The following is a 12,335-nucleotide window of genomic DNA, read 5'->3' on the forward strand; positions in this document are numbered from 1 at the left end:
CATTTACACAAGATATTTTACGCTCTCGAAACATTCTTTGAGGCCAGTGCTTCAGCTAAGTATAATAATCCAGTTACGACTTTTTCATCTATCTTTTTGACCTTTCCAGATGGAGCACGTTTGGAAATTGGAACGAGAGATGATTTGAATAAGCATCATGAATCTGGAATCCATTAGGATATATGCATATTGCTATGGCACTTGGTTCTAAAGAAAAGGTTGATTCATTAACAAAAGAAATCTCGGCAGCTGGTTATAAACATCTTAGTGGCCCTAGGGTAACTGGGGATGGCTATTATGAAAGCGTTGTTTGTGATCCTGAAGGAAATCAGATTGAATTAACGGTTTAAAAAATACCCACCTAATAATCATTAGATTACTAGGTGGGTATTTTAATTGTCTAATGAGGCTTTTAAGCGTTGAATGAAAAGCTGATTAACCTTTGATTGAACAGTATTTTTCTTCCAAATTACGGTAATAGGTTCGAATAGGTTTGGAGCTAATGGTCGGAAAATCAGATTTTGAGTAGGAGAATTATTGATCAAATGATTGAAAGTGATCATATAGCTTCCATTTTTCTCTACTAGTAATTCAGCATTATAAACTAGGGTAAAAGTTCCAATGATATTCATTTGAGGCCCAAGATTTCCCCACCAATCCTGAAAACGATGATTTTGTAATGCTTGGGCAGAGAGAAGAAGGGGCTTGTCAATTAAATCAGTTGGATTGATAGTTTCTTTTTGAGCTAGCAAGTTATCTTTTAACATTAAAATACCCCATTGATCCATTTCGGGGATTTTTAGGTAGTGATAATTTTCTAATGGTCTTTCGCCCATCAATACAGCAAAATCTAATGTTCCTCGGTTCAACATACTCTCCATTTCATCAGCATTGCCACTAACCAAATGAATTTTGACATCCGGGTAATCTTGAGTAATGCCACTAATGACATTGATGATTCTTTTCATACCAATACTTTCTCCGGCGCCGAGAGTCAATTCACCACTTATTACTTGATCAGTTTGAATATTAGTAAAAGTTTTGTCAGTTAAATCAATTATTTCTTCAGCACGGGAACGAAGGTAATCTCCCTCGGAAGTCAAAGTTATTTCTTTATGTCCACGAATAAATAATTTTGTACCTAGTTCAGCCTCTAAATCAGATAGTTGTTTAGAAAGTGTCGGTTGCGATACTAATAATTTTTCAGCAGCATGAGTAATGTTTTTTTCCTGAGCAACAGCTAAAAAATAGCGTAAAACTCTTAATTCCATAAGCTTCTCCTTCCATAGTTTTTAATTATAGATAACCATATTTTAGAAGTATTTCACATGTTTCTCAAGGGGTATTATACTGATTCCAATCAGTAGCAAGGAGGGTGGAGCATGACTTGGATAAGTACATTATCGTCAGTTGAACAGAAATTAATGCTACAAAATCAACGACTTTTACAGCATTTGAATACCGAGCGACATTGTCAAAACGAAGCTAAACAGTTATTGAGTGAAATTTTAGGATATCAATTAGCAAAGAGTTCAGAAATTCGATTGCCATTTTATACAGATTATGGCAGAAAAATTCAGATTGCTAAGGATGTTTTTATTAATTGTAACGTTATTATGTCTGATATTGGTGGCATAACAATTGATCAAGGGGGTGTTATTGGCCCAGGTGTCTCCTTGCTGACTTGTGATTGTGATCAAAAGATAGGTCCGATTAAGATAGAAAAAGGTGTCAAAATTGGTGGACGAGCCATAATTTTACCGGGAATCACTATTGGAAGTAATGCAGAAATTAAAGCGGGGGCTGTCGTTACAAAGGATGTTTTAAGAAATACAGTTATGTCTGGGAACCCTGCTAAAAGAATATTGGAGGATAAATAATGAGTGTGAAAGATAAAGTTATTATTATCACTGGTGCTTCAAGCGGTATCGGTGCAGCAACAACTAGAGCTTTAGCAAAAGAACATGCTAAATTGGTTATTGGTGCTAGAAGAATTGATAGGTTAAACAAATTAAAATCAGAATTTCCGGATGAAGACATTATTGTTCAAAGAGTGGATGTTACTAAAGCGGAAGAAGTTCAAGCTTTGGCAAAGACAGCTATTAAAAAGTTTGGAAAAATTGATGTTTTATACAATAATGCTGGTGTAATGCCAGTGAATGCTTTGATCAATCGAGCTCATGAGGAATGGCAAAGAATTTTAAATGTTAATATCATGGGCGTTTTGAATGGTATTGCAGCTGTATTGCCAACTATGGTTAAACAAAAAGAGGGACACATTTTAGCAACTGATTCTGTCGCTGGACATGTCGTGATTCCTAATTTGGCGGTTTATAATGGTTCTAAGTTTGCTGTAAGAGCTATTATGGAAGGTCTACGTCAGGAACAGCATAAAAATAATATTAGAACAACTATTATTTCACCAGGTTCTGTTGCTACGGAATTATATAATTCAATTGGAAATGAAGATAACCGTAAGGCTGAAATTGAAGTGGAAAAACAAATTGGATTATCAGCAGATAACATTGCGTCGTCTGTTGTTTTTGCCATTGATTCACCTGCCAATATGGATGTAAATGAAGTCATTATTCGACCTATTAAACAAGATATATAATAAAAAAGGAGAAACAAAATATGAGTAAGTTAGCAAATGATACAAGAGTTTTTAAAATTGATCCAGAAATTGAAGTACAAAATGTTCGTTTTAAAAACCGTTATGGATTTATTCTAGCCGGACATCTTTATTTACCATTAAACTTTGATAGTACCAAAAAATATCCAGCAATTGTTATTTCGGGACCCTTTGGAGCCGTTAAAGAGCAATCAAGTGGGCTATATGCGCAAACATTAGCAAAAAAGGGCTTTGTGACTGTAGCATTTGATCAATCAACAACTGGAGAAAGCTCTGGAAGTGTAAGAAATGTTGCTTCCCCAGATATTTTCGTGGAAGATTTTTCAGCCGCAGTAGATTTTGTGGGATTACAAAAATTTGTCGATCGTGAAAGAATTGGTGCCATTGGAATCTGTGGCCTAGGTAGTCATGTTTTAACTGCAGCTTCCATTGATGTTCGAATTAAAGCAGTTGCTACATCAGTAATGTATGATATGTCCGATTCAATGTGGAATGGATTGAATAATACTAAGACAGAAGAACAATGCGAAATCGAGAAAAAAGTTTTAGCTGATCAACGTTGGGAGGATGCCGAAAACGGACAACCTGCCGGTGGTTTGCATGAAATGCCATTTGATGAAATAATAATCCAATACAATCAAGAATACTTTTCCCTGAAAATTTACCAGAAAATGCAGATTCCGTGACTACAGAATTCTTTAATTATTATCGTGGTCGTGCCTTTCATCCTCGTTCAGTTAACTCTGCAGCTGCTTGGACAGCTACAAGTCCATTGGGTTATTATAATTTTCCACTACAACAACACATTGATAAGATTTCACCACGCCCGGTTTTAATCGTGACAGGAGAAAAAGCTCATTCTCGTTATATGGCTGAAGAATCATACAATCGTCTAAAAGATCCTAAAGAATTAGTTATTGTACCAGGGGCAACTCATACTGATTTGTATGATCAGATGAATTTTATTCCTTTTGATAAGTTTGCCAATTTCTTTAAAGAAAATTTGTAAAAATTATTTTTATTAATAATTAAATCAATATAGTAACCGATTACAATATTTTTGCTACAATAGTGTATATAAATTTATACATGAGGGAAGAAGCAATGCCAAAATATTTAGTTTTTATGGATTTAGATGGAACCCTTTTAGCGAGTGATCATAAACATATTTCAGAACGAACCAAGGCAACAATTGAACGACTATAAAAACATGATGTTATGTTTTATATTTCTACTGGAAGAATGTATGAGTTGGCTAAAATTACTCAAAATCTCTTGAATCCTAATGTACGATTAGTTACTTCTAATGGAGCAGTTTTTGATGGAAAGGCTGGTCGAGAAGTAACTTTGTTAGGCGCCAAAGCGGTTGAGTTGGCCTATCAGGTAACGCAAGTTGATAAGTTGCCAATGATGTTATTTACGCCCAAGAAAGCTTATTTTACTGAAAAAATTCCTCATTTTATTGCTCAAAATGCTGGTAATTTTGATGAATCTTTTGGTTATAAAGAGATTAAAAATTTGGCGGAATTAAAAAAAGTAGAAAATGAAATAACTAATGGAGTTATTTTAAGTCGAGGCAATTTAAAGGAACTTAAGCAAGCTAATGAAAAATTAATGGTTACTGATCTCTTGCGATTGTCATCATCTGGACCTGATAATATTGAGATGATACCTTTAAGTACTGATAAAGGGACGGCTGTCAAACAAATTCAAAAAGAACAAGGTGTTGATTTTGACCATACTTTTGTCTTTGGTGACGGAATGAATGACGTGGGAATGATGCATGAAGCTAAGTACTCAGTTGCTATGGGTAATGGTTTGGAAGAAGTAAAGAAACAGGCTAATTATGTAACTGAAACTAATGCTAAAGATGGTTTAGCTAAGTTCTTAGAAGATTATTTTAAAGATGAATTATAACTAAAAACAGGTTCTGACGATTATATAAAAATCATCAGAACCTGTTTTTTATTAATATTTTATTATTTAACAATATTTGTTGCAAAATCTGGTTCACTGATGGCTATGCTGGGAATAGAATCCATATCGCCATAGCTCATATTCATATTATTAGCATCAATTAAGAGCCATTCATTATTGGAAATTTTACCCCAGAATTCATTTTTATTGTTGCGAACAACTTGACTGATTTTGTAAGAAGAACCAGCTGAAAGAGTTCTGGTCATGGAATTAGATGAAGTGTCGTAAACGCTTTGATCTTTAGTCAAATTAGCGACGATTGTTTTATTAGTATCGTAGTTTACGGCAAAATCAGCCTGGTATGTCGTTCCATAAGTTGCTATTTGTTCAAAGGTATTAAAGGCAGTTAGATTTGTTCCATCAACTGGAAGCCATTCATTAGTAGAAACTTTGACAAATATTTGATTGTTTTTATTGCTTACTGCACTATAGGCTTTCCAAGAGCTGTTAGCTGGAAGAGTACGTGTGTAAGTATTAGTGGAAGCATCATAAAGTTGAGTAGCTTTAGATAGAGTAATAGTGATGGGACCGTTGCCGAAAACTGTCGATGATGACGCATTACCCCTTGTAACCCATTGATTTGGTGCTACACGATAATATGTATAATTATTCATTGATTTTGATTAGTCGGTATGCCAAACGCTGCCTGCTGGTAAATATTTACCTGTAGGATTACCATTATCGTCAAAGATTTGAGTATCAATCATTAAACCGATAGAAGTATTTTCTGGAGTAACGTCGCTTGGAGTAGTTGTTGTAGATTCATTTATATTAAAAGCTGATGATGAGATATATTCATCTGTAGCAACTTGATAGTATAGATTGTCATTGATGGAGAACATTCCACCTAATTTCCAAGCGGAATTGGCGGGAAGAGTAAGACCAGTAGCATTGGCATGTGAATCGACAACACTAGCTGCATATTTAAGCGTTCCCGTAGCTCCATTAGAATCCTTAATAAAAACAGGATTGTAAACAGGCATGCCATCAGTAATATCAATATTCAATTCGCTAACGTACTCATTAGCTCCGACAGCATAATATTTTTGACCATTGATTAAAATAGATTTTCCTAATTTCCATGATGATTTACCACTAAGAAAATTACCGGATTTGTTACCATTGCTATCATAGGTATAAGCTCCACCGTAAGTCACAGTACCAATTGGATTGTTAAGTGTGTATCCATTCAATTCCATTGATTCAGCTTGGACGGTAGTTGCGGATTGGGCACTCATAGTACCTAAAATTGTTGGAGCAATTAAAATTGCCAACGTTGAAGCTAATAAAATTCTTTTCTTAGACATTATAAAGATCCCCTTTAAATGAATTTTGATCCTAACTCTATTTTACAATATAGAAAAGTAAACGATAAAAACAGTCATAAAAAGCATTTTTTTGGTCATTAACGTGCTTTTAAGATACTTTTTAAAGATTTTCCTTGTCCTAGATAAATTTATAGTACAGGTTGTTTTTAAACAAAAAGAGGTAGAAATTTCCATAAAGTGTGGAGTTTCTATCTCTTTTTGTGTTGATATTTATAGCAAATTACTTAGTTGCTAGTTGTTGATGAATTCTTTTTTCTTCACCAATTGCAATAATTGCTAAGACGATGATACTTAGAACAACTGCGATGTAGAAGACGATAAAGGTATCATTCCAACCATGCAAGTTCATACCGAAGAATGACAAACCGTTAGCCTTAGGATCAGCAATAGCCGCAAATCCGACTTGAGCCATTAAATCACCAAAGATGTAAGCAAAGGTTCCAGTCAAACCGTCGGAAACATTCAAAGCATTTTTAGGAACAAAGCTGATAACGGAAACACCAATTAATAATTGTGGACCATAAATCAACATACCTAAGAAAAATAGAGAAGTGTTGATCATCATTGGTGTTGTTCCGTAGCGATAGCCTAAAACAACGAAGGCAGTCAATGCTAAACAAATAATCGAAACAACGGCACGACGTCCCTTTAGTAAGTCTGAGAACCAACCCCAAACAACACTACCGATAATTCCACCGAGTTGGAAAAGCAAAAGGGTGTTAGCACCTTGAGCGACGGTAAAGTGTAGTTGTTGAACGGTGTAAAGCGGTGCCCAGTTAACGATACCGATTCTGACAACGTAAACGAATACGTTAGCGATACATAACAACCAAACCCAAGGACTTTTCATAACAAAAGTTTTAAAAATAGTCCATTTACTCATTTTGGCAGCTGATTCATCAGCTTTAGAAACATTTTCGCCAAAAATGACTTCACTTGCGTCCCAACCAAGTTCTTGAGGATCATCAGCTCCGAAAAACAAACCCCAGAAACCAACAATCAAACCAATAATAGCAGGAAAAATAAACATACCACCGACGTTGCCGCTAAAGAGATGATTAGCACCCCAAAGAGCGATAACACCAGCCACGGCTCCACCAAATTCATGAGAAATATTCCAGATACCAATATAACGACCACGGGTTGTGGTAGTAGTCCATCTAGAAATGGTTGAGAGTGAAGCAGAACCACCAGGAGATTGAAAAATACCATTCAATGACCAGAGAACTAAAATTAATCCTACCGGTGCTTGATTCATTAACAAAGCGACACCGATAATTAGAGTCATAATGGCGGCTAAAATTAATAGAAATGACATGAACTTTTTAGTGTTTTTGCCATCAACTACATAGCCAAGAACTGTTTTACCAATTCCATAAGCTAATGAAAAACCATAACCGATCCAACCTAAAGCGGTAGTAGAAATACCTTGCTTAACCAATAATGGTTGAGCGGCAGAAAGATTATTTCTGATTAAATACATACAGAAATAAACAAAGAAAACGACTAGAAATGACTTTAAAAATTCACGAAACCAGCGATGCTTTTGTTCGTCAATTGAAAGTCCCAATTTAGCTGGTCGTTTCAAATCAAAATAGTGCAACATAATAAATTCCCCCTCAAATTGCGATTGTTGCTAAAGTTAAGTATAGTTCAATTAAAAATATGAATATTAAAAAATAATATATATTATTTTACTTAACCATTTTTATTCTAGTTTATCGAACCGGTTCGATAACAAGAAAAAATGCAAATAAATGCTGTCAAATCAGTAAAAAGTGGTATTCTCATTTTAAGTCGAGGAGGAATGATTATGAAAGTAGGGTTCTTTTCTAGTTCAACGCCGATCACTAATATCTCACCAACTAGATTTCAACGAGCTGAACGTTTTATGGAATCAAAAGGAATTACTTTAGTAGCGGGAAATTTAACAGGTCAACAAGATTTTTATCGGTCCGGTTCTATAAAACGACGAGCTGAAGAGATTAACCAATTGATCCATGATGACTCAATAAATATTTTAATGGCTACTATTGGTGGACTTAATACCAACGCTATTTTATCTGAAATTGATTTCGATTATTTACAGACTCATCCTAAAACAATTGTTGGCTATTCGGATGCAACCGCCTTGTTGTTAGCAATTGAAGTTAAAGCTCCGGCTTGTCGAGTTTTGTATGGACCCGCACTAGTCGCTTCATTTGGAGAATTTTCGCCAATTGTCGATCAAACTTGGTCAGATTTTTTTGAAATTATTAGTAATAAAAACACATCAGTCACAATCCAAGCTCCCAAGATGTGGACTGACGAAGCAATTAATTGGAACAATTTTGAAAGAGATAAAAAGATGCAGATTAATTCCTGGGGATATGTTAATTCATCGGTTTTAACTGGTCGCGTTTTAGGTGGCAATTTGGATACAATAGCAGGAATAATCGGATCAGAGTATTTTCCTAAGTTTACTAAAAATGATCTTTTATTTATCGAAGATGCAGAAAAAGATGCTGCCATTGCTGAGAAGAACTTTGCCATGCTCAATAATCTAGGCGTTTATCGTCAAGTAAAAGGAATCATTTTAGGCAAGCATGCCATGTTTGATGATTTGCAGACAGGTCGACAGCCGATTGATATTTTGCGAGAAGTGTTAGGCAATAATCCAGTTCCAATTATTTATGATTATGATTCCTGTCATACCGTTCCAATGATAACGACACCTCTAGGGGCCCAAGCCAGCTTTAATGCTCAGGAGATGAATGTCACATTTAGTAACTATTGAGGTTGTTAAAGAGTGCTGCCTTTCACAAAAATCAAAATTCGGTTGGAACTTATGTTACGCATAATTTTTCATTTTAAACTCGAAAAGAGCTAATGACTTTTTTATATTATAGTCATTAGCTCTTTTTTCGTAGTCTCAATTAATTACGTTCTATTGAGATGAGTTTTTTTGGAGAGTATTTTTAATGAAGTATTGGTGAAACAGTGTAATGAATTGATAATTGGCTAACATATCGGAGTGTTCAGCATTTGAACCGGTAAGAACGACTAAAGTATAGTTTTTGATTTGATCTTCATAAATATATTTACCAGCAGATACGCTTGACAAAGGTACGATACCATCGTCTTCATAATGTTTAGTACCAGCGATTGAATAATAGGTCATCTCAGTGGGAATGTTTTGGCGCTGACTAATTAGATCTTTTAACATTTGCGTATGATCTTTATCGGAGCTTTCAAGATTGTAGGGAGTTCCTACTGTCATCATGCGATTGATATTGATAGGAGATTTTTTGAAGTAGTTTTCAAGATAATAAGTCCAAATAAGCCCTCCATTAGAATGCCCAAAAATATTGAAGTTATTAAAATGATATTTATTTTTTAAGTCTTTAAAGGCTATATTTAACCAAGCAGCTTGTTTTTTTATGTTGGAGTAGCCATCTTGACTGTTTTCGAAACCAATAGTAACAAAAGGATGTTTGTCCTTGGTAGAGTAATTGCCACTATATGAAATCTGATTATTAACGCCTACAGTGACTCTTAACAAACTATGATGTTCGTTATATTGTTGATTAACTGTTGAAATTAAATTGTCAAAATGAGTAGCATCAGCACTGCTTCCGGGAATCATAATAACAGGAGTTACTGTGGGATGATATCTGTTTGCTAAGCTAGTAACGTTTTTTTTGGTCCAAATATAGGACGGTATTCCTAGAATTACTAAAGTAAGAACAAAAATTGTTAAATATTTTAGATTCGGGTTTTTATTGTGACTTCTTCGATTCATTTATTGACACCCTCTAAGAAAAAATGGAAAGCTTTGTTTGCCAAAAGTATAATCTCAAATATAGAAAGATGCCATGAAATAGCTTCCTAATAATGGAAGATAAATAAAATTTGTCATTAAAAGATAATTGTCATTTTAAGGAAGAATTACGATTTAAATTTTTACTTTTTAGTTACAACTTGATGACTTTATTACTTTCTGTAGACAGATCTGTAACTTTTGATAAATGTCAAGTAAATAGAATTATAATTTCCTATGTTGCTAAAGCAACAAAAGGGAGATATGGTTTATAGTTTTAAAGAAAAGGGTTATTGCAGTTATCAGTACTGTAGTTTCTGTGATTGCGCTGTTCTTTTGCGCAACAACAGTTGAGGCAGCTCGAGCTGATATGGTTGATGTTTCCAACAACAACGGATCGATGACAGTTGCCAATTTCCAAGATATATATAATAACTATGGCGTAAAGGCGATAGTTACCAAAATTAGTGAAGGTACTTCTTTTAAAGATAGTACTGCGGCAGGTAATATCGCCAATGCTCAAGCTGCTGGTCTTTATATCAATGGCTATCATTATGCTAGATATAATAGCGTTAGCAGTGCGATAGCTGAAGCTGATTATGCTGGTAAGCTTGCTCAAGAAGACGGTTTGCCAGCTGGAGCTGTACTAGCTACTGATGTTGAAAGTTCAGAACAGAGTTCAGTATCTGAGGCACAAAATGACGCTGACAACAAAGCTTTTATGACGGAAGTTGCTAAATATGGCTATCGTTCAACTATTTATACGATGGGATCATGGGTCGGCAGTGTAATGACTGTTGACTCAGGCTGGATTGCATCATATCCTTACGATGCAACGGGTCAAGAATGGTATACAACAAATCATGGTTGGCAATGGTCAAGCAGTTATACCTTTAGTGGCAGTAATGGAAATTTTGATGTTTCAGAGCTTTATGACAGTTTCTTTACCAGCTATGAATCACCAAATGGCAGTTCAACATCCACAGGCGATACAAGTGGCGATAACTCTGCCACTACTAATAGTGGTTCTAATAGTACTACCAATTCCAGTTTATCAAATACGAATGTAATTAGCGTTAATAATACGTCTGGTAGTTATGTGCCACTGGTTGCCCTTCAAAGCGATGGCAGTATGACAACGATTTCTAATCGTGCTTTGGGTAACAATAGTTCATGGCAAACAGATCAAACCAAAGATGTTGATGGTGTTACTTATTATCGCGTTGCTACAAACGAATGGGTTAATGCTAAATATTTAACTGGCAATAGTTCGAGTGATACAGAGTCATCATCTTCAAATATGGATGTTATTAAAGTAAATAATGCGTCTGGAAGTTATGTTCAGTTAGTTGCTCTTCAAAGCGATGGCAGTGTGACAACAATTTCTAATCGTGCTTTGAGTAATAATAGTTCATGGCAAACAGATCAGACTAAGGATATTGATGGCGTAACTTATTATCGTGTTGCTACAAATGAATGGGTTGCTGCTAATTATGTCGTTAGTTAAAATATAATTATGAATTTTATTTGTGAAAATTAGCATTATATTAAATAGGTTCCAATGATTTTAAAGATTATTAGGACCTATTTTTTAATCTAAAGAGTATGATAAAAGTATATTATATAAAATATCGAGGAAAAATTTGGGGGAAAATATTAATAACTGGGGCAAGTGGCAATGTTGGTCAATACGTTGCTAAATATGCCTTGCAGAATGGTGATAATGTCATAGTAGCGGCTAGAAATATTGAAAAGCTAACGTTATTATTTGGTCAAGAAGTTAATAAAGTTAAATTTGACTTCGCTGATACAACAACATTTGAGCCAGCTTTAGAGAATGTTGATCGAGTTTTTTTAATGCGACCACCATATATGGGCGATTATCATGATTTAATACCTTTCATTGAAGCAGTAAAACAACATCATATTAAATTAATTTGTTTCTTGTCCTTAATGGGAATAGAACATAATCCGATTCCACCGCATTATAAAATTGAAAAAGAAATAAAACATTTACATATTCCGTACAGCTTTATTCGGCCCAGTTTCTTTATGCAAAATATTAGTGGCGTTCATGCTTTAGAAATTAAAAATTTCAATCGTATTATTGTTCCGGTTGGCAATGTCCTGACTAGTTTTATTGATACTGAAGATATAGGTAAATTCTCTGCTAGAATTTTGCATGAACCAATGAATTTTCAAAATACGGCTTATGAGATTACTGGTCCAGAAGCAATTGGATATAATAAAGTTGCCAAAATTATGTCAGAAGAATTGCATCGTTCAATTATTTACCCTAAGTTGAATTCTCGAGTAGTTCAGAGGTATTGGACTGAGATTAGAGGTTTAGATAAAAAGTATGTCAAAGTAATGGGAATGCTATATTTTATGACTCGACGAGGATTAGCTAAGCGTACGAGTTCGACTTACTATCAAGTTATGGGTGAGGAACCTACGAATTTTCGACAATTTGTCAAAAAGCATTTACGGTCTTGGCAATAAAAAAGGGCCCGGTTTATTGATTGTATTAATCAATAGACCGGGCCTTTAATATTTTTAAATTAAATTCCGGCTGTTCGTCAAATCAAGTGGATGGCGG

10 protein-coding genes and 3 pseudogenes are annotated in these 12,335 nt (G+C 34.8%); 8 read left to right on the plus strand and 5 right to left on the minus strand.

Features of this window, described 5'->3' with window-relative positions; genetic code table 11:
• The first annotated feature begins 12 nt into the window (after nucleotides 1-12).
• Nucleotides 13-350, plus strand: a pseudogene (locus FD26_RS09770) (VOC family protein).
• Nucleotides 351-392: 42 nt separating this feature from the next.
• On the opposite strand, the gene FD26_RS09775 reads toward FD26_RS09770, so the two are convergent.
• On the minus strand, nucleotides 393-1,271 hold the full coding sequence (locus tag FD26_RS09775; RefSeq protein ID WP_057868242.1) for a LysR family transcriptional regulator: 879 nt from the start codon (nucleotides 1,269-1,271) through the stop codon (nucleotides 393-395).
• Nucleotides 1,272-1,382: 111 nt separating this feature from the next.
• On the opposite strand from FD26_RS09775, the gene FD26_RS09780 reads away from it, so the two are divergent.
• The 4 genes and pseudogenes from FD26_RS09780 to FD26_RS09795 all read left to right on the plus strand — a co-directional run bounded on the left by FD26_RS09780 (nucleotide 1,383) and on the right by FD26_RS09795 (nucleotide 4,549).
• Entirely contained in the window at nucleotides 1,383-1,880 is a 498-nt protein-coding gene (locus tag FD26_RS09780; protein WP_057868243.1) for a DapH/DapD/GlmU-related protein, read from the plus strand.
• Entirely contained in the window at nucleotides 1,880-2,614 is a 735-nt protein-coding gene (locus FD26_RS11105; RefSeq protein WP_057868244.1) for an SDR family oxidoreductase, read from the plus strand. The genes FD26_RS09780 and FD26_RS11105 overlap by 1 nt, the downstream gene beginning before the upstream one ends.
• 20 nt (nucleotides 2,615-2,634) lie before the next feature.
• Nucleotides 2,635-3,641: pseudogene (locus tag FD26_RS11110) on the plus strand (alpha/beta hydrolase).
• Between the two features lie 116 nt (nucleotides 3,642-3,757).
• Nucleotides 3,758-4,549: pseudogene (locus tag FD26_RS09795) on the plus strand (HAD family hydrolase).
• Nucleotides 4,550-4,611: 62 nt separating this feature from the next.
• Here the strand turns inward: FD26_RS09795 and FD26_RS09800 are convergent.
• From FD26_RS09800 to uhpT, 3 genes are all read right to left on the minus strand, one after another.
• A complete protein-coding gene (locus FD26_RS09800; protein WP_057868245.1) occupies nucleotides 4,612-5,223 on the minus strand; it encodes a hypothetical protein in 612 nt (203 codons plus the stop codon).
• A gap of 9 nt (nucleotides 5,224-5,232) precedes the next feature.
• Nucleotides 5,233-5,916: an SLAP domain-containing protein gene (locus tag FD26_RS09805; protein ID WP_057868246.1), complete on the minus strand. Its 684-nt coding sequence runs from the start codon at nucleotides 5,914-5,916 to the stop codon at nucleotides 5,233-5,235.
• 241 nt (nucleotides 5,917-6,157) lie between these two features.
• The gene (gene uhpT / locus FD26_RS09810) at nucleotides 6,158-7,543 is read right to left on the minus strand and encodes a hexose-6-phosphate:phosphate antiporter (protein ID WP_057868247.1); all 1,386 of its coding nucleotides are present in this window, start codon (nucleotides 7,541-7,543) and stop codon (nucleotides 6,158-6,160) included.
• Nucleotides 7,544-7,750: 207 nt separating this feature from the next.
• Between uhpT and FD26_RS09815 the strand changes: the two genes are divergently transcribed.
• Nucleotides 7,751-8,713, plus strand: coding sequence for a S66 family peptidase (locus FD26_RS09815; protein WP_057868248.1), 963 nt, complete (start codon nucleotides 7,751-7,753; stop codon nucleotides 8,711-8,713).
• Between the two features lie 150 nt (nucleotides 8,714-8,863).
• Here FD26_RS09815 and FD26_RS09820 read toward each other — a convergent pair whose 3' ends face one another.
• Nucleotides 8,864-9,718, minus strand: a complete 855-nt coding sequence (locus tag FD26_RS09820; protein ID WP_057868249.1) for an alpha/beta fold hydrolase — start codon at nucleotides 9,716-9,718, stop codon at nucleotides 8,864-8,866.
• Nucleotides 9,719-10,055: 337 nt separating this feature from the next.
• Between FD26_RS09820 and FD26_RS09825 the strand changes: the two genes are divergently transcribed.
• Entirely contained in the window at nucleotides 10,056-11,243 is a 1,188-nt protein-coding gene (locus FD26_RS09825) for a GH25 family lysozyme (RefSeq protein WP_235525355.1), read from the plus strand.
• A gap of 98 nt (nucleotides 11,244-11,341) precedes the next feature.
• Nucleotides 11,342-12,238, plus strand: a complete 897-nt coding sequence (locus FD26_RS09830) for an NmrA family NAD(P)-binding protein (protein ID WP_057868251.1) — start codon at nucleotides 11,342-11,344, stop codon at nucleotides 12,236-12,238.
• The last annotated feature ends 97 nt before the right edge of the window (nucleotides 12,239-12,335 follow it).

The sequence above is a fragment of the Companilactobacillus crustorum JCM 15951 genome (genome assembly GCF_001434585.1).
Lineage (GTDB): Bacteria > Bacillota > Bacilli > Lactobacillales > Lactobacillaceae > Companilactobacillus > Companilactobacillus crustorum.